Annotated in this window: 21 protein-coding genes and 1 tRNA gene; 11 read left to right on the top strand and 11 right to left on the bottom strand. The window is 61.8% G+C overall.

The window, feature by feature from the left end:
* Positions 1-30 precede the first annotated feature (30 nt).
* Complete coding sequence (gene ada / locus CAG11_RS29850) at positions 31-1104, top strand: bifunctional DNA-binding transcriptional regulator/O6-methylguanine-DNA methyltransferase Ada (protein ID WP_085599946.1); 1074 nt, start codon at positions 31-33, stop codon at positions 1102-1104.
* Here ada and CAG11_RS29845 read toward each other — a convergent pair.
* A complete protein-coding gene (locus tag CAG11_RS29845) occupies positions 1068-1556 on the bottom strand; it encodes a GyrI-like domain-containing protein (RefSeq protein WP_085599841.1) in 489 nt (162 codons plus the stop codon). The two genes, ada and CAG11_RS29845, sit on opposite strands and share 37 nt — an antisense overlap.
* A 214-nt stretch (positions 1557-1770) precedes the next feature.
* Between CAG11_RS29845 and CAG11_RS29840 the strand changes: the two genes are divergently transcribed.
* The 7 genes from CAG11_RS29840 to CAG11_RS29810 all read left to right on the top strand — a co-directional run bounded on the left by CAG11_RS29840 (position 1771) and on the right by CAG11_RS29810 (position 9107).
* Positions 1771-2835, top strand: a complete 1065-nt coding sequence (locus tag CAG11_RS29840) for a nitronate monooxygenase family protein (protein WP_022639125.1) — start codon at positions 1771-1773, stop codon at positions 2833-2835.
* A 178-nt stretch (positions 2836-3013) separates the two neighbouring features.
* Positions 3014-3781, top strand: a complete 768-nt coding sequence (modA, locus tag CAG11_RS29835; protein WP_085599839.1) for a molybdate ABC transporter substrate-binding protein — start codon at positions 3014-3016, stop codon at positions 3779-3781.
* Positions 3782-4462: a molybdate ABC transporter permease subunit gene (gene modB, locus CAG11_RS29830; RefSeq protein ID WP_085599838.1), complete on the top strand. Its 681-nt coding sequence runs from the start codon at positions 3782-3784 to the stop codon at positions 4460-4462.
* 4 nt (positions 4463-4466) lie between these two features.
* Positions 4467-5549 (top strand): molybdenum ABC transporter ATP-binding protein, encoded by a 1083-nt coding sequence (modC, locus tag CAG11_RS29825; RefSeq protein WP_085599836.1) that lies wholly within the window; start codon positions 4467-4469, stop codon positions 5547-5549.
* 238 nt (positions 5550-5787) lie between these two features.
* Positions 5788-6825, top strand: a complete 1038-nt coding sequence (locus CAG11_RS29820; RefSeq protein ID WP_085599834.1) for a DNA topoisomerase IB — start codon at positions 5788-5790, stop codon at positions 6823-6825.
* A gap of 175 nt (positions 6826-7000) precedes the next feature.
* Positions 7001-8641, top strand: a complete 1641-nt coding sequence (locus tag CAG11_RS29815) for an ABC-F family ATP-binding cassette domain-containing protein (RefSeq protein ID WP_085599944.1) — start codon at positions 7001-7003, stop codon at positions 8639-8641.
* Between the two features lie 76 nt (positions 8642-8717).
* Complete coding sequence (locus tag CAG11_RS29810) at positions 8718-9107, top strand: VOC family protein (RefSeq protein WP_085599832.1); 390 nt, start codon at positions 8718-8720, stop codon at positions 9105-9107.
* 21 nt (positions 9108-9128) lie between these two features.
* Here the strand turns inward: CAG11_RS29810 and CAG11_RS29805 are convergent, their stop codons facing one another.
* The 5 genes from CAG11_RS29805 to CAG11_RS29790 all read right to left on the bottom strand — a co-directional run bounded on the left by CAG11_RS29805 (position 9129) and on the right by CAG11_RS29790 (position 11820).
* Positions 9129-9449 (bottom strand): YbjQ family protein, encoded by a 321-nt coding sequence (locus CAG11_RS29805; RefSeq protein ID WP_022639133.1) that lies wholly within the window; start codon positions 9447-9449, stop codon positions 9129-9131.
* A 120-nt stretch (positions 9450-9569) separates the two neighbouring features.
* Positions 9570-9728 (bottom strand): hypothetical protein, encoded by a 159-nt coding sequence (locus CAG11_RS33890; RefSeq protein WP_177409191.1) that lies wholly within the window; start codon positions 9726-9728, stop codon positions 9570-9572.
* 221 nt (positions 9729-9949) lie between these two features.
* The gene (locus CAG11_RS29800; RefSeq protein WP_085599830.1) at positions 9950-10336 is read right to left on the bottom strand and encodes an MliC family protein; all 387 of its coding nucleotides are present in this window, start codon (positions 10334-10336) and stop codon (positions 9950-9952) included.
* Between the two features lie 74 nt (positions 10337-10410).
* A complete protein-coding gene (locus CAG11_RS29795) occupies positions 10411-11187 on the bottom strand; it encodes an APH(3') family aminoglycoside O-phosphotransferase (protein ID WP_085599828.1) in 777 nt (258 codons plus the stop codon).
* A 6-nt stretch (positions 11188-11193) separates the two neighbouring features.
* Positions 11194-11820: a GNAT family N-acetyltransferase gene (locus CAG11_RS29790; protein ID WP_256578760.1), complete on the bottom strand. Its 627-nt coding sequence runs from the start codon at positions 11818-11820 to the stop codon at positions 11194-11196.
* 186 nt (positions 11821-12006) lie between these two features.
* Between CAG11_RS29790 and CAG11_RS29785 the strand changes: the two genes are divergently transcribed.
* Positions 12007-12942: a hypothetical protein gene (locus CAG11_RS29785; RefSeq protein WP_085599826.1), complete on the top strand. Its 936-nt coding sequence runs from the start codon at positions 12007-12009 to the stop codon at positions 12940-12942.
* A gap of 196 nt (positions 12943-13138) precedes the next feature.
* A tRNA-Leu gene (locus CAG11_RS29780) sits at positions 13139-13225 on the top strand.
* Positions 13226-13359: 134 nt separating this feature from the next.
* On the opposite strand, the gene CAG11_RS29775 is transcribed toward CAG11_RS29780, so the two are convergent.
* A complete protein-coding gene (locus CAG11_RS29775; RefSeq protein WP_085599824.1) occupies positions 13360-14445 on the bottom strand; it encodes an acyltransferase in 1086 nt (361 codons plus the stop codon).
* Positions 14446-14982: 537 nt separating this feature from the next.
* Positions 14983-15231: a hypothetical protein gene (locus tag CAG11_RS33705; protein ID WP_158091449.1), complete on the bottom strand. Its 249-nt coding sequence runs from the start codon at positions 15229-15231 to the stop codon at positions 14983-14985.
* A 446-nt stretch (positions 15232-15677) separates the two neighbouring features.
* Here CAG11_RS33705 and CAG11_RS29760 point away from each other — a divergent pair, with 446 nt between their 5' ends.
* Entirely contained in the window at positions 15678-16115 is a 438-nt protein-coding gene (locus tag CAG11_RS29760; protein ID WP_085599818.1) for a GNAT family N-acetyltransferase, read from the top strand.
* A 118-nt stretch (positions 16116-16233) separates the two neighbouring features.
* Here CAG11_RS29760 and CAG11_RS29755 read toward each other — a convergent pair whose 3' ends face one another.
* The 3 genes from CAG11_RS29755 to CAG11_RS33885 form a co-directional block, all read right to left on the bottom strand.
* The gene (locus CAG11_RS29755; RefSeq protein WP_085599816.1) at positions 16234-16788 is read right to left on the bottom strand and encodes a DUF2514 family protein; all 555 of its coding nucleotides are present in this window, start codon (positions 16786-16788) and stop codon (positions 16234-16236) included.
* Positions 16785-17411: a glycoside hydrolase family 19 protein gene (locus tag CAG11_RS29750; protein WP_085599814.1), complete on the bottom strand. Its 627-nt coding sequence runs from the start codon at positions 17409-17411 to the stop codon at positions 16785-16787. The genes CAG11_RS29755 and CAG11_RS29750 overlap by 4 nt, the downstream gene beginning before the upstream one ends.
* A gap of 62 nt (positions 17412-17473) precedes the next feature.
* A complete protein-coding gene (locus CAG11_RS33885; RefSeq protein ID WP_177409160.1) occupies positions 17474-17644 on the bottom strand; it encodes a hypothetical protein in 171 nt (56 codons plus the stop codon).
* Positions 17645-17681 lie beyond the last annotated feature (37 nt).

Below are 17681 nucleotides of genomic sequence, written 5' to 3'. Positions count from 1 at the left end.
CTGGCCACCATTCCCAGCCGAGAACCGACCATGAATGCTCCGTCGCGCAAACAGCGCATCGAACAGGACCCCCGCTGGCAGGCCGTGCTCAACCGCGACGCCAGCGCCGACGACCGCTTCGTCTATGCCGTCAGGACCACCGGCGTGTATTGCCGGCCCAGCAGCCTGTCACGTCTGCCGAAGGCGGAAAACGTCGAGTTCTTCGACAATGCCGAGCAAGCCGAGGCCGCAGGCTATCGCCCGAGCAAGCGCCAGGCCGGCGACCAGACCCAGCTCGCGGCGCGCTATGGTGCGCTGGTGGCGGCGGCCTGCCGGCAGATCGAGAGCGCCGAGTCGGCGCCCAGCCTGGAGCAACTGGCACAGCAGGCGGGGATGAGCAGCTACCACTTCCACCGGGTCTTCAAGGCGGTCACCGGCTTGACCCCGCGGGGCTATGCCAATGCGCAGCGCTCGCGCAAGGTCCGCTCGCATTTGCAGCAGGGTCAATCAGTGACCGATGCCCTGTACGACGCCGGCTTCAATTCCAACAGCCGCTTCTACGAGGCGGCGGACCAGGTCCTGGGCATGAAACCCAGCGACTATCGCGCAGGCGGCTCCAACCGCGATATCCGCTTCGCCGTGGGCCAGTGCTCGCTGGGAGCGATCCTGGTGGCCCAAAGCGAACGCGGGGTCTGCGCCATTCTCCTGGGAGACGATCCCGAGCGGTTGGTGCAGGAACTGCAGGACAAATTTCCCCGGGCCAACCTGATCGGCGCCGACCAGCAGTTCGAGCAACTGGTAGCCCAGGTGGTGGGCTTCATCGAGGCACCGGCCATCGGCCTGAACCTGCCCCTGGACCTGCGCGGCACCGCTTTCCAGGAGCGGGTCTGGCAGGCCCTGAGAACCATCCCGGCCGGCAGCACCGCCAGCTATTCCGAGATCGCCCAACGCATCGGGGCCCCGCGTTCGTACCGGGCAGTGGCCCAGGCTTGTGGCGCCAACAGCCTGGCAGTGGCGATTCCCTGCCACCGCGTGGTGCGCAGCGACGGCGACCTCTCGGGCTATCGCTGGGGTGTGGAACGCAAGCGTCAGTTGCTGGAGCGAGAAAGCTCGCCCGAGGCATGAACGCCGATATAGATCGCCACCGAGTCGGCGCTGGTATAGACCTCGAAGTCGGTGGCATAGGCGCGGCGCACCTGGGGGTTGTCCTGGAAGTACGCCCAGATGAATCCCCAGGCCTGGATCACGCACTCCGGCATTTCCCCCTTGGTGCTGAACACCAGGTAATCCCCTCCCTGGATATCCACCATCGGATAATCGGCGCAGGCCGCGTCCAGCGCCACGCCGGCGGTCACGTCGAAATACCCCGAGGCATCGGACTCGTAGTTGGAATACACCCCGTAGACGAAGGAATCCATTTGCCTTGGGGCAATCTTGTCGTACAGGTTCTCGACGTAGAAACGCTGCCACATCGGACCGATCCGTGCGGTATCCGCCTGTTGCTCCAGGGTGTTGAGGGTACGCACTTGCAATCCCGCCACCCTGAAAGGCAGCACTTCCCGCAGTTTTACTTCCATGGTCGGCCTTCCTTAACGAAACGATGAGTGGAAAATCCCGGCGCAGTCTAGCGCCTGGAAGCAGCCGCAGACAGCCTGCCCGGTATCACCCGGCACGGCCGATCCACCGGGGCTTTCATGCAAGCCGGGCAAAACTCAGCTGGCCTTGGGCCGCTTTCTCCTGTTAAAAAACGCCGCAGCATCGTCTGAATCCGCCGCTGGAGAACCACTTCAAATGAGCCCATGGACCGATACTCGCCTGCTGGACCTGCTGGGAATCGAACTGCCGATCATTCAAGCGCCCATGGCCGGCCCCGCCGGTTCCGCCATGGTGATCGGCGCCTCCCGCGCCGGCGCCCTGGGCTCGCTACCTTGCGCCATGCTCGGCCCCGAGCAGATCCGCCAGGAAGTACAGGTGATTCGTTCCGCCACGCACCATCCGTTGAATCTCAACTTCTTCTGCCACCAGCCGCAGGCCGTCGACAGCGAGCGCGAAAGCCGCTGGAAGAACGCCCTGGAACCCTACTACCGCGAACTGGGAGTCGACTTCGACGCACCGACACCAGTCAGCGACCGTGCCCCCTTCGATGAAACCAGTTGCCAGTTGGTGGAAGAACTGCGGCCCGAGGTCGTGAGCTTCCATTTCGGCCTGCCGGAGCCGGCGTTGCTGGCGCGGGTCAAGGCCACTGGCGCGAAGATCCTGTCCTCGGCCACCACCGTCGACGAAGCCCTGTGGCTGGAAGCTCGTGGTTGCGACGCGATCATCGCCATGGGTTACGAAGCCGGCGGGCACCGGGCGATCTTCCTCAGCGACAGCCTGGATACCCAGGTCGGCACCATGGCCCTGGTGCCGCAGATCGTCGATGCCGTGAAGGTGCCGGTGATCGCCGCCGGCGGCATCGGTGATGCCCGGGGCATCGTCGCGGCACTGGCGTTGGGCGCCTCGGCCGTACAACTGGGCACCGCCTACCTGTTCACTCCGGAAGCCAAGGTCAGCGCCTCCCACCACAAGGCGCTGCGCACCGCCAAGGAAAGCCAGACCGCGCTGACCAACCTGTTCACTGGCCGCCCGGCGCGGGGCATCGTCAACCGCGTGATGCGCGAACTCGGCCCGATCAGCCCGCTGGCCCCGGCCTTTCCCCGGGCCGGTGGCGCACTGCTGCCGCTGCGGGCAAAAGGCGAGGCGCAATTCGCCAACCTGTGGTCCGGACAAGCATTGCGCCTGGGCGTGGAGCTGCCGGCCTACGAGCTGACCCTGCGCCTGGCCGAACAGACCCTGGCACGACTGCGCAGGCATTGATGCCTGGTGGCCGTGATCGGGTCGCGGCCACCGCTTGCCGCACCCTGGGCGCAGTTCCGTTCGTCGGCAATTCGCTATATATTTCGCTATACAGCGATTTCTCCTCGCCTTGGTGCAGCCCTTGCGTTCCCGCCCATCACTGCCCAACGCTTCCTTTTCCCCTCAATGGAGCTGTTCGATGAACCTTCGCGCCCCAGGTTTCGCCCCGACTTGCCTCGCTACCCTGCTTGTCCTGTTCGCCTTCGGCTCGGTCCAGGCCGCCGAGGTCCAGGTGGCGGTCGCCGCCAACTTCACCGCCCCGATCCAGGCCATCGCCAGCGACTTCGAGAAAGACACCGGACACAAGCTGGTAGCCGCCTATGGCGCCACCGGGCAGTTCTATACCCAGATCAAGAACGGCGCGCCCTTCGAGGTCTTCCTCGCCGCCGATGACAGCACCCCTGAAAAGCTCGAGAGCGAAGGCGACATCGTCAAGGGCTCGCGCTTCACCTACGCCGTCGGCACGCTGGCCCTGTGGTCGGCCAAGGATGGTTACGTCGACGGCAAGGGCCAGGTACTCAAGGACAACCAGTACCAGCACCTGTCCATCGCCAACCCCAAGGCCGCACCCTACGGCCTGGCCGCGACCCAGGTGCTGGCCAAGCTGGGCCTGACCGACAAGGTCAAGGGCAAGATCGTCGAAGGCCAGAACATCACCCAGGCCTATCAGTTCGTTTCCACCGGCAACGCCGAACTGGGGTTCGTCGCCCTGTCGCAGATCTACAAGGATGGCAAGGTCACCGGCGGCTCGGCGTGGATCGTGCCTGGCGACATGCATGACCCGATCAAGCAGGATGCAGTGATCCTCAACAAGGGCAAGGACAACCCTGCGGCCAAGGCCCTGGTGGACTACCTCAAGGGTCCGAAGGCCGCGGCGATCATCAAGTCCTATGGCTACCAGCTATAAATGAACCTCTCGAGTGCCGATTTCTCCGCGATCTGGCTGACCCTGAAACTGGCGTCCCTGACCACCCTCATCCTGCTGGTGGTCGGCACTCCGATTGCCCTGTGGCTGTCGCGCACCCGCTCCTGGCTGCGCGGTCCCATCGGCGCCGTGGTGGCCCTGCCGCTGGTGCTGCCACCCACGGTGATCGGTTTCTACCTGCTCCTGGCCCTGGGACCCAATGGGTTCTTCGGCCAGCTCACCCAATCCCTCGGGCTGGGCACCCTGACCTTCAGTTTCAGTGGGCTGGTGCTGGGCTCGGTGATCTACTCCATGCCTTTCGTGGTGCAACCTTTGCAAAACGCCTTCTCGGCCATCGGCAGCCGGCCCCTGGAAGTGGCCGCGACCTTGCGCGCCAACCCCTGGGATACCTTTTTCACGGTGATCCTGCCCCTGGCCCGGCCGGGCTTCATCACTGCCGCGATCCTCGGGTTTGCCCACACCGTCGGCGAGTTCGGTGTGGTGCTGATGATCGGCGGCAACATCCCCGAGAAGACCCGGGTGGTGTCGGTGCAGATCTACGATCATGTCGAGGCCATGGAATACGCCCAGGCCCACTGGCTGGCCGGGGCGATGCTGGTGTTCTCGTTCCTGGTGCTGCTGGTCTTGTACTCCAGCCGCAAGACCCGGGCTGGCTGGAGCTGACGGCATGAGCATCCAACTGCAACTGCAAGTGGGCTATGGCGCCTTCGCCCTGGATCTTGACCTGCAATTACCCGGGCGCGGGGTGACGGCGCTGTTCGGCCATTCGGGCTCCGGCAAGACCACCTGCCTGCGCTGCATCGCCGGCCTGGAGAAAACCGGGCGCGGGCGCATCCAGATCAACGACGAACTCTGGCAGGACAGCCAGCGCAAGCTGTTCGTCCCCCCCCACAAGCGCTCCCTGGGCTACGTGTTCCAGGAAGCCAGCCTGTTCCCCCACCTGTCGGTGCAGGCCAACCTGGAGTTCGGCCTGCGCCGTATTCCCAGGCAGCAGCGCCGGGTCGACATGGCCCAGGCCACCGAACTCCTGGGGATCGGCCACCTGCTACAGCGCCATCCGCAGCACCTGTCCGGCGGTGAACGCCAGCGCATCGGCATCGCCCGGGCCCTGCTCACCAGCCCACGGTTGCTGCTGATGGACGAACCCCTGGCGGCCCTGGACTCCAAGCGCAAGAACGAGATCCTGCCCTACCTGGAACGCCTGCATGACGAGCTGGATATCCCGGTGCTCTACGTCAGCCATTCCCAGGATGAAGTGGCGCGCCTGGCCGATCATATCGTCCTGCTCAGCGAGGGTCGGGCCCTGGCCAGCGGCCCGGTGGGCGACACACTGGCGCGCCTGGACCTGCCCCTGGCCCTGGGCGACGACGCCGGCGTGGTGGTCCAGGGCCAGGTCAGCGCCTACGACCCGGCCTACCAGCTGCTGAGCCTGCAACTGCCCGGCAGCCAGCTGCTGGTGCGCGTGGCCCATGAACCCGTGGCGCCGGGCCGGAGCCTGCGCTTCAAGGTCCAGGCCCGGGACGTCAGCCTGAGCCTGCAGGCCAGCGAGCACAGCAGCATCCTCAATCGCCTGCCGGTCACCGTCAGCGAGGAAATCCCGGCCGACAACACCGCCCATGTACTGGTGCGCCTGGACGCCATGGGCACGCCCTTGCTCGCGCGCATCACCCGCTTCTCCCGGGACCAGCTCGGCCTGCACCCCGGGCAACGACTCTGGGCCCAGATCAAGGCCGTGGCCGTCCTGGCATAGGGGCTTGGCAGGCCGTTGAAAAACTACCTGCGTTGCCATCGCTGCGTTGAAAACAGGCGGGTGCGCCAGCCCGGTCAAAATGCTCATTTGCCACTTGTAATCTGCGCCTTTTTTGCCTGTTTGCGCCTTGCGCTGGCTGCCTCGCCTACGTTTTTCAACGGCCTGTTAGAAATCCGGCACCCCGGGGCGGCGGCGCGGTCCATTCCCTATCGGCCCGCCGCTCGAAGGATCCGCTGCCATGCCCGTTACCCCGGACACTCCCGACCTGCCCCCAGACCTGCACTACACCGACGACCGCCAGCCCGGGATCAGCCGGCGCAAGCTGCGAGGCAAGTTCGCCTATTACCAAGCCCAGGGCCAGCGCATCACCGACGTAGCCGAGATCCAGCGGATCAACGCCCTGGCGATCCCGCCGGCCTACGCCCAGGTATGGATCTGCGCCGACCCCAAGGGCCACTTGCAGGCCACCGGGCGTGATGCCCGCGGGCGCAAGCAGTATCGTTACCACCCACGTTGGCGCGAGGTGCGCGACAGCGACAAGTACGCCCGGCTGTTGCAGTTCGGCAATGCCCTGCCCCGGCTGCGCCGCCAGCTGCAGGCGCAACTGGCCAGTCCCGGGTTCAGCCGCGACAAGGTCCTGGCCACGGTCATCACCTTGCTCGATGAAAGCCTGATCCGGGTCGGCAACAGCCAGTACGCCAGGGACAATCGCTCCTACGGGCTGACTACCCTGCGTAACCGCCATGTCCAGGTCAACGGCAATGCCATTCACTTCCAGTTTCGTGGCAAGAGCGGCGTCGAGCACCAGATCACGGTCCGGGACCCGCGCCTGGCACGAGTGGTCAAGCGCTGCCGGGAGTTGCCCGGCCAGCAGCTGTTCCAGTACCTGGACGAAGACGGCCAGCGGCACTCGGTGAGTTCGTCGGATATCAATCTGCACCTGCAGCAACTGACCGGGATGAGCTTCACCGCCAAGGACTACCGCACCTGGGCCGGTAGCGCTCTGGCCCTGGCGCTGCTGCGGCGCCTGCCATGGCAGCCGGACTCGGAAGCCAGGAAACACCTGGTGGCCACCGTCAAGCAAGTGGCCTGCGAACTGGGCAATACCCCGGCGGTCTGCCGCAAGTGCTACATCCATCCGGCGCTGCTGGAGGGTTTCGCCCAAGGTGAACTGGCCCGCTTGCCACGCTCGCGCAAACGCCAGGGCCTGAAAGCCGAGGAAGCCGCCCTGGCACGCTTTCTCCGAGACCTTGGGCAGCCCAAGCCGCCGGCTTGAATACAAAACCCATACATTTAAGGCTTGGCAGCCGGAATCTTCCGGCGCTAGGCTACGCACCTTCCTAGCCGTCCAAGGGCGATTGCCAACGTGAACAACTAAGCCTTCCAGAAATGTATCCGCGACGAGCCCTTCCATGCTCGTTGGCCTGTTTGCGCATTTTCCGGAGGTGCTGATGACTCACGTCACCCGGCTGCCCGCACTGGTTTCCCTGAACCAGCTGACTTACCAATTCGCCAATGGCGAAACCCTGCTTGACGCCCTGAACCTGACTTTCGATCGCCAGCCAACGGCCATCGTCGGGCGTAACGGCATGGGCAAATCCCTGCTGCTGCGCTTGATCGCCGGCCAATTGCAACCCACTTCCGGCAGCATTCAGCGCAATGCCCACCTGGCCTACGTGCCCCAGGACCCGCGGCCCGAACCTGGGCAGAGCGTGGCCCAGGTCGCCGGGCTCGCCGAGGCGCTGGGCGCGCTGGAGCGCTTGGCGGCCGGCACCGCCAGCCTGGAAGACCTGCAACAGGTGGAGGAGCGCTGGGACCTGGCCGAACGCCTGCGCCAGGCCCTGGACGCTGCCGGCCTGCCGGAGGTCGGGCCGGACGATCCGGCCGCAGTCCTCAGTGGCGGGCAACTGGCCCGGGTGGTGCTGGTCGGCGCCCTGCTCAGCGCCGCCGAGTTGCTGTTGCTCGACGAGCCCAGCAACCACCTGGATCGCAGCGGCCGGCGCTGGCTCAGCGAGCAATTGCAGCAATGGCGTGGCGGGCTGATCCTGGTCAGCCACGACCGCCAGTTGCTGATGCAGGTGCAGCGTATCGTCGAGCTCAGCCCCCACGGGGTACAGGTCTACGGCGGCAACTACGAGCTGTTCCAGGCCCAGCGCGAGGCGCAGCATGAAGCGGCCCAGGCGGCCCTGGAACATGCGCGGACCCAGCGCAGTCGCGAGCACAAGCGCCTGCAACGGGAGCACGACACCATCCAGCGCCACGCCGCGGCATCGCGCCGGTACGCCAAGACCGCCAATGTCTCGGGTTTCGAACGGGCCAAGATGCTCGGCGCCGCCCGGGACATCATGGGCAAGGTGCGCCACACCCACCAAGGGCACAAGGACAACCTGGATGACCAGGTGCGCGAGGCCTTTGCCCGCGTCGGCCCGGAACAGCCGACGCTGCTGACCTTGCCCGCCACCACCCTGCCGGCGGGCCAGAGCGTGTTCAACCTGCAACAGGCACAGCTGCCCTGGCTGGATAGCCGCGCGCCATCGTCCTTCCTGACCTGCAATGTCAGCGGGCCGGCACGCATCGCTCTGGTCGGCCCCAATAGCTGTGGCAAATCCACCTTGCTGAAGATGCTCGCCGGCCAGTTGCAACCCCTGAGCGGCGAATGTCGGGTGGCAGTGGCCAGCGCCTACCTGGACCAGCACCTGGCGCAGCTGGACCCTGGACACTCCCTGCTGGAGCAGTTGGCCAGCGTCACCTTGCCTCTGGAAGAGAGCGCCCTGCGCACTCGCCTGGCGCGCCTGCAACTGGACGCCCAGCGGGTGCAGCAACCCTGCGCCTTGCTCAGTGGTGGGGAACGCTTGAAAGCCGCACTGGCGCTGGCGCTGTGGAATGGCAACCCGGCACGCCTGCTGTTGCTCGACGAACCGACCAACCATCTGGACCTGGAGTCGGTGCAAGCCTTCGAACGGGCCCTGCGGGACTTCCCCGGAGCCATGGTGGTGGCCTCCCATGACCAGGACTTTCTCCAGGCCCTGGCCGTGACCCATACCCTGCAATGGTCGGCCCAAGGCTGGCAGCTCCAGGAGCACCAAGCATGAGTTCACGCGTTACAGGCAGTGCGCGACTTCGTGCTAGATTCGCGTCCTCTCATCCAGTGACAGGGAGCGTCAACCCATGCAGTTCGGCTACACCATCATCTATGTTCCGCAGGTGGAAGACTCCTTGCGGTTCTTCGAGCAAGCCTTCGGCTTCAAGCGCCGCTTCCTCCACGAGTCCGGCACCTACGGGGAACTGGAGACCGGCAGCACCGCCCTGGCCTTCGCCGACCACCAGTTGGCGCAGATGAACTTCCAGGACGGCCACGTCGCCGCCCATAGCTCACGGCAACCCCTGGGCATGGAGCTGGGCCTGGTCACCGAGGATGTCCAGGCGGCGCACGCCAAGGCCCTGGAACACGGTGCGCGGGAACTGGCCGCACCCACCACCAAGCCTTGGGGGCAGACGGTGTCCTACGTCCGTTGCCCGGATGGCACCCTGGTGGAATTGTGCACCCCGATCGGATGAACCTCGCCGACTCGCCACCGGTTACTTGAGCTTGACCGCAGTGCCGGTGGCGAAGACCACCACCATGCCGCCGCGACCTGAAGGCATGCTGATCTCGAAATCCACACCGACCACGGCATCGGCATCCAGCCGACGCGCGCGATCCTTGATCTCGTCAGTGGCCTGGACCCGGGCCTCGCGCAAGGCACGTTCGAGGGTCTGGGAGCGCCCACCGAAGAAGTCGCGCATGCCGGCGAACAGGTCGCGGACCACGTTGATGCCCTGGACGGATTCCGAGCTGACGATATCCAGGTAAGCGGCGATTTCGCGGCCTTCGATCTGGGCGGTGGTGGTGACGATCATGGGTTTCTCCCTTAAGCGAACAACCCGTCCCGATACCCCGGGACGGCAACGCCGGCGATGGTACCAGAGCAGGCAGCCGGCACCAGGAACCACAACCCCGCTCGATGGCGGGGCTGTGGCTCAGGGTCTCAGGGGACGTTCTTCATCCAGCTCCGACAGGCTCTTGCCGTCGTCCGGATGCTTCCAGGTCTGGGGTGGCGGCTCCCAGTGCTCGACCTCGGGCTCCTCCACCTCCTCGTTGCTTTCGTGCTCGCCAGGGCGTTGCTGTTGCAGTGCCATGCCCACCTCTCTTCCTGAAGGGATTTGTGCTTCGCTTCTTGAGGTTAGAACAGTTACCGCAGCAGCCGGCCATTTGCCGACCAAATACGAAGCGGGGCCTGGATGAAACTTCTTTCATCCAGGCCCCGGCTCGGTCTCGGTATAGTCGCCTTGCTCATTCAAGCAACTAAGGTATTGGCCCGCGCTCTCCCGCGGGCATTTTTTTGCCTCCCGAACACCCCTTACTGAGGGTCCAGTTCCTGGCAGTCCTTGAGCAGGACCTGCTCCTTGGCAGTGTGATCGGCCTCCAGGAACGACAGCACGGCGCCCTTGCCCTTGGTATGCCAGCGGAAGCTGTTCTGCTCGTCGTCCGCCACATACAGGGCCCCGGAAGCCGAGCGTGCGATGTGCATCGGAATCAGCTGGTCCTTGTAGTAGAGGGTGGCGAAGGAAGTACCGTTGTCGATGTTCAAGTAGGCAGCGTCGATACGCACCTTGCCTTCGCACTGGTAGCGAGCGACCTGGCTCTGATAGGAGGGCTCTGCAACCTGTGGCTGCGCGGCGTGGGCCAGCATCGGCAGGGTCGAGGCCAGAACAGCGGCGCAGAGCGGTGCAAGACGGTTCTTCATGGTGTTTCCCCCAGACAGATAAAGACGTCCCATGGGACTGGCAGGACCGTTGTTAGTTCAGCCCATGGACCGCCCTAGAACAACTCATCCAGCTGTTCGAAGTATTCACGCCGGGCAGGCTGGTCGGGCAGCGGCAGGCCGGCCAGGAACTCATCGGCAAGCTGCGGGCCGAGCTGTTCGCGCAGGTCACGGTGGACGAAGGCGATATCCAGCCAAGGATCGGCCAGGCCGCCGCGCCCGAGATCGATGAAATGCAGTTCACCGCGCTGATCGACGAAGATATTGCTGTCGCCCAGATCGCCATGGGAGAACAGCCGCTCTTCCCGGGGCCTGTTGCCATGCAAACGATCCCGTAGATCCTCGGCGCTGGTCAGGCCCGCCCATTGCCCGAGATCATGCTCCGCAGCACACAGTCCGTTGGCCAGCAGGTAGTCCAGCTCCGCGAGGCGCACCGCGACACCCGAATCCAATGGACAATCCATCACCGGCACCGCCTGTACCTGGCGCAATGCCTGCACGAACAGCTCCAGCACCACCGTTGGCTCGCCGAGCCACTCGGACAGCGGCACTCCAGGCACTTGGCGGGTGATCATGAACTCGTGCCCAGGGTCCTGCGCCACCAGTACCAGCTCGGGGACCTTCAGCCGCCCGGCCAGCCAGTCCAGGACCCGAGCCTCGCGCAATACGCTGTAGGTGGTGGGCGCGAAGATCGCCGGTGACGACTTGAGGAAAAACACTTCCCCCGAACGATGAAAGCTCTGCACCCGACAGGGCGACTCGCCTACGGTATCGGGCACCAGCTGAGCATCGCCGATGAACCGGACAATGCTGGACGGCAGTTTCATCGACATGGCGGCTTACTCATCTAGTGCAGGCCTGGACTTGGGTGGCGCCATGGAACCGCTCCGGTCATGGGGCATCAGTTCCAGGTAATCGGCAAGATCGCTCGGCACCAGTGGCTTGAGTATGATCGACACTTGATGGCGCAACAGACCCAGCTCGATATCGTCCCGGGTTCGCACCTGGGCGTAGCCGCATCGCCTCCAGAAGCCCTGGGCCCGCAGGTTGTCCTGCACCACCACCAGCCGTAGCCAGCGCGCGCCCTGTTCACCAGCCCAGCTTTCGAGCTGTTCATGCAGTTGCCCGGCGATGCCGCCGCCCTGGTGGGAGCTCGCCACCATGAACAAGCCGATATGCCATATCCCCTGGGCCAGCAGATCGCTGACCAGGCTGGCAAAAGCCACCAGCTCGCCCTGATCGTCGAAATAACCGATCTTCCATTTGCGGGTAAAACTCCAGCCTTCGGGCAGGCTGTCCTGGATCTCGTTGCGGGCTTCGTCCGGCTGCGGCGCGCAACCATGCACCAGATGGAAGTAGCCTGGGTTGGCGACAAAGAACCGCTGCAGCACGGCTTCGTCGGCCGGGGTGATTTCCCTGGCGTCCAGGCCCGTCGATGCCGCCAGGGGCAGTGGTGCTTGCAACATGTTCCGGCTCCGTCCCGCATGATCCAAGTGTGGTTTGCGGGCCGATCCTAGCCTGCGCGACAGTCCGGCAACAGGCTCTATTTGTTGGAAAACTGTACCGATCGCCCCGCCTGCGACGCCCTGCGGGTTTGTTATCATCGATCCGCCTTGAGCGCCCTGCCCCTACCCCACCCGTGGATTTTCCCGATGTCCGATCCCTTGTCCTCTCCAGGCTACCAGCGGCTACTGGCGCTGCAGCAGCGCATTCATCAGTTCACTCGAGAGCAGGCCGCCGAGCGCGACGACGATCCCGATGACTTCACCACGCCGCTGTGGACCAGCGACTACAACTACCTGGCCCTGGCGCCCATGCGCGGTGGCTTGCATGTGGAGTTCCATGGCGAACTGTGGGACGAGCCCCTGGCCTGGACCCTGGAGTGCCTGGCCGAGCAGGCCGTGGCCAGCGTCATCAGTTCGCTGCTGTTCTGCGGCCCCGACACCGGCGCCAACGGCACCCGCGAATGGGAGTTCACTCCGTTGCTGGACAGCGCCGTGATCTTTACCCAGCTCAGGTCCCTGGAGATCAGCCCCACCGCCCCCGAGCACCACAACACCTCGCTGGTGCAAAAGGCCGGCAGCATGATGGCAGAGGCCGGAGAGATCGCCCGCTTCGTCGCCAAGGCGCCCTACCTCAGCGAACTGACCTTGCCCAACGCTCCCAATGGCGATTTCTTCCAGGTGGACCTGTCACACCTGGAACTGCTGCGCATTGGCGCTGGCTCCGACACCCAGGGCTTCATCGACAACCTGGCCGCAGCGAACAACTTGCCAGGCTTGTCCACCCTGGACTTCAGCGAATCCAGCGAGCTGCAACAGACCTGGGCGCAGCGGCGCGAGGCCGGTGTCGTCACCGCGTTTTCCAGCTACGAAAAGCTGTTCGCCAGCCCCGCCATGGACTCGCTGCGGATACTGCGGCTGCGCAACACCTGCCTGAGCCTTGCGCAACTGCAAGCCTTGCAACAGATGCGTGCCGCTTTGCAGTTCATGGTGATCCAGGCCACGACAGGCGGCTACGTGAGTCATTTCGCCCGCGAGGTATTTCCCTGGCGGCACCTGGTGCAGCCGGACCCAGGACAGCGCTGAAGCAAAACCAGCCAAAATAATCGTAGCCCCATGATTTATCGCGGTTTTTTTCGTGCCTCCAAAGCGCCGGAAGAAGCCTTTTTGGCGGTTTCGACCTTGCTTCACAAGGAGTGGATGTATATATTCCACACCCTGTTTCAAGCACTGGCTGGCGCAATGCCAACTCAAGACCCCAGTGCCGCGTTATCGCGCTACCGCCCGAATGGCGAAACTGGTAGACGCATGGGACTTAAAATCCCCCGCTCGTAAGGGCGTGCCGGTTCGATTCCGGCTTCGGGCACCATATAAATCAAGGGCTTGCGTGAGTTTTCCTCTCGCAGGCCCTTGTTGTTTCTGGTCCGCAAAAACGACCGTGGTCCGCAATTAGATATTTACACCCCGCCTCCGGCGTCCTGCCGAACGAACACAATTCTCCAGCTATGCAGAAACCTCGATATTTTTTCCCAAAATTTTTCTCTGTGTCATGGCATGCCGCCACTTATCTATAGGACGGTCAACGGCTACATAGACAAGGATGCCTGCTGCGATAGATGCGATAGCTACTGCGTTGCCAAGACCTATCGACCCAACCCCAATCTGATATGTTCTGAAAAGTACCATAATGGGGAAATGGAACATGTAGACCGGATAAGAAAGCTCCCCAATCATACGATCGTATTTATTGGATTTTGTAGCTGAAAACAATCCGGGAACCATGAATGCAATAAGCGCAGTCCACCACCAGGAAATCATTGGCGTGAAAACCTGAGATGCAGCGAACAGAACAAAAACACCAAATATATAGTTAAGCGTGGTTATATGAGACTTACCAGCACCCACCTTATAGATGGCATAATAAGAGCACGCACCAGCACCGAAAAATGTGAATGATACAGGGAAAAAATAGTAATATATCGAGGCATCATTTATTCCAGGATTATTGAAAAACTCCTGAAAAGCAGAAACCCCTAACTCCTTAACAACAAATACATAAACAAGACCAATACATAGAAGAAGCGCACTTCTCCACAACCCTCTGACAAAAAACGGAGCAATGAGGTAGAAAATAAGCTCAACCGATATAGACCAACCTGGAGCATTAAGGAGATATTGACCCTCTGTCAAGCAGATGCTATCCGTCAAGTTTCGAAAGCACAGTAAATACGTGAGATCCTGTCCAAAAACAAACAGGTTAGTAAATAAAATAAAAACCTGATCTAGAAAAGAAACACTTTTAAATGGAACAAAATAGATGCTACCAAACATATAATATAGGGATGCAAATGAAAATATTGCAGCAAGCCAGTATGTTGGGAATATCCTAGCGGCACGACTAAAGTAGAAAGCGCTAACAGGTGTATCTTTATACTTTGTGTCCATTACCAAGGCCATGTAAAAGCCAGAGATAACGAAAAAAACAAATACCGCCATGGCGGACCATGTAGTTCCTATCACGCCAAACACTTCAGCCAACGAATGTCCGGCTATGACAAATAGCGCTAGAAATAGCCTAAAAAGACCCATTAGAACTCCTTTTCTATGGTTAGAGAGCTAGGCACGTAGTCCCGTCCGAAAGCTACGGCATAAGCCTTGTGACCTATGCGCTTGCTACAATCGAATGCTCATTAAGATCTACAGGTGCGTGAGAACCACGCAAAAATAGCACCAAAAATCCTGCCTTCCTCTGGCATCCTGTCGACCATACACCAATCCTCCTGCCTCGACATCTCATCGCCTCAAATCGCGACCTCGCCACATATCAGATACTGCACATAAAAACAGTCTCAGTTACGTAGTCTGATCCGATGAAGAATCAACCCCTACCCCCACCAGGCGCGAAAGCCGAGAGGATGGCGCAATGGCGCCGCCACCTTGACGACCGGATGCATGACCTGGTGATAACGGGTCAACGAATCAACGGCGTCGAGTACACGAACATCGATGATCCTGACGCATATAGAGCGATTGCGGAATGCGCCCAGGTGGCCAGCCCTTGGGGCGCTACAACGCGGCGCCGACGATGCAGCTCGCCCTCCTTAAGGATGATGACTGCACAGGCCATCATCGGATTTTGCTCGCGCCGGCAGGTTCTTTAGTTTCCAGCAAGGATTGCTCGCGCTCAATCGCGGCCACCAACCAATCTCCAGCCTGCTGAATCTGAGCGTGCCACTCAGAGCGATTAACTAGCCCCAATCGCAACATCTCATTGGCGGTGGAGATCAGTTGACAGTATCGATCATCGATAGATTCCTCAGCGATATCCTGTATAGCCAATAGATACCGCCATTCAACCAGGGCCGTATTAATCATGGGCTTGACCTCGCTGAGTAGCACTCCACGCTTAATGTATAGCAACACTTCCAGGCCTGATGATTTGGCCTCTGCACGTCTTCTTATCCGGCGGCACGCCGGCGATTTCCCGATATCTTTGTGACTTAACAGCAACGAACAGGGTTCAGTCTTTCACTCCGCGCCTTACACGCTATCTCGCCAAGCTCTCGTAGGCCTGCTCGCACGTCATTCATCCCCCTTCCCCGGCTTTGATCAGCATCTGCTGATTACTCGCAAGCTACAACGGCCGCAACGAGCACACACTCATATTCGATCCGCTGTCGGAGTTCTGCCAGCACCGCACGCGCCGTGACTTCTAAGCTGTCGGACTTGCAAAGTCCAGATCTCTGGCTCAACCTTCTTGCCACCAAATTCCGTTTGCTGCCTCATGGTACGATGCGTGGGGCTAGCAACGGAGCGTCACCATGCAACTTAGGCGACTTGTACAAGAGGATTGGGGCTGGATTCAAGACTGGTTCAAAGACCCCCAACTCAATCAAGAACTGGGACCTTTAGACCGGGAATGGCTAGATGCCGTAATGAGTGAAGACAACGGCATTCAGCTTGTAGCGCTTGAGGATAACCAGCCAGTGGCGCTTATAGGGTGCGCCTGGCATCCCGCACCTCATGAGCTGCATGGCATAACAGATATCGCGGTGTCTCCTGCTTACAAGAAGCAAGGCCTCGGTCGTAACGCTTTATACGAGACCATCAAATGGCCTGGGCATCCTCCTTGTAGCGGATGGGTAGCTTTCGTCTCACCTCAGAATGCTGTGGCGGCAGCATTCTTCTCCTCAGTAGGCTGGAGGTACGCAGGCCTTGATGATGAAATGCATCGATTTGAATTACGCAACGAATTTTAGCGACAACCGGGGGCGCTCGAGCTCTTCTACCCGGACGCCGGCGGCAGGGGCGCTGTTGTAAGTGTGAAGGCTCTCGTTGGCCTTGCGAATAAGTGACTCACCCGCCTCTATCATTCCTTCAATGATTCGCTTCATGGCGCTGCCCGGATAGTTTGACCAGAGCATCATAGGCCTGCTCGCACGTCACTCCCCTGCTCCGGCTCTGATCAGCCTCTGCTGCCAGGTCTCCCGCTCGCGCGTCAGCGCGCTTGAACAGCTCGGCAAGCACCAGGGCGGTGCGGGTTGCTGCCGCGCTTGCGGCGGCAGTGCAGGAATTGCTGCTGGCCGTACGCTTGAGGCGCTCTGTGAGATCGTCGACGGCCCGCTGCAGGCTATCAGCAGCAGAGCGAGCGGTAACAGCATCAGCGACCGCGCTATCGATTTTCCGTTGTCCATCCTGCACCGCCTTGTTGATTGAGTTCTGCCGGGCCTGCTCTTTGTCGCGCTCTGCCCGCTCATCGATGGCCCAGGCTTGCTTGTCGCCGGCGTCCCGGTTGCTCCAGCGCACCTGCCATTCGGCATCCCTCACTGCCTTGCCGTGGCCGTAGACGCTGAACAGAGCCCAGGCTTCCAGGCCGGCCAGCAGCAAGGCAGCCAGAGCAATTCCGCCAACCTTCAGCACTAGGGCGTTCATGCCAACACCTTCAGCGCCAGTTCATAAAGGGCCTTGCGATCAGCCGCGCCATTCGGCACCCGGCCCGGCTGCCCAGTGTTGATAATGCTGCCGATGTCCTGGATTCGGCCGGCGTCGGCCAGTTCGTTCAGGCCATGGGTTGACCACCACCATGCGGCAGACTGGGCGGCTTGTTCTGGTTGCTCGAGTAGCTCGGGCTGGGTCTCCAGTGACAGGCCCAGGCCTACGCCGGCGGCGACATAGTTCGACCGGCCAGTGACCTGCAGTAGGCCTCGACCGCGGAATCTCCAACCGTCACCGGAAGCCTCCGGGCCATTGCCCATGCGGCCGCCATACACTTTGTTGGCGATCTTCTCAGGCTGACGAGCGCAGGTGGCAGCGGTCTCCGCGGTGAACCGGTTGGGCCAGGTTCGCGCCAACGCCTCGGCGCTGTAGTTCAGGTTCTCGACGAGGCTGCGCAACTGGCCAGACTCATGCCCGACCTGGGCGATGAACGCTGCCTGGCGGATCCGGCTATCGATCTTCCAGCGCATCATTGCGCGATTGAGTGCAGGAACAAAAACGCCGGCTCGAGGGCCGGCGTTCGGAAGGATCTGCAGCAGTTGCTGCTCTGTGAGTGGCATTGGATTTTTCTCCAGGCAAAAAAATACCCGCTCGCTGGCGGGTGTGGACGGGTGTTGTTGAGTTAGATCAAGCTGCGCGCCTCGGCACGCTTCTCTGCGATATCTGCCGGGACGTCCTTGCCGGTTTCCAGCTTGCGTACCACCAGCCAGTCGGTCTGGCGCAGGTACTCCCGGGCCTCGTTGGCTTTCCGATCCTGCTCAGTGAAGGTTTTCTTGCTCTGCGAGAAGTCCATTGTCGTCCTCGATAGTTTCGATGGTTGGGATCTCAGG

The organism is Pseudomonas sp. B6(2017), assembly GCF_002112765.1.
GTDB lineage: Bacteria > Pseudomonadota > Gammaproteobacteria > Pseudomonadales > Pseudomonadaceae > Aquipseudomonas > Aquipseudomonas piscis.
This window is presented reverse-complemented; position numbering and strand designations above follow the sequence as displayed.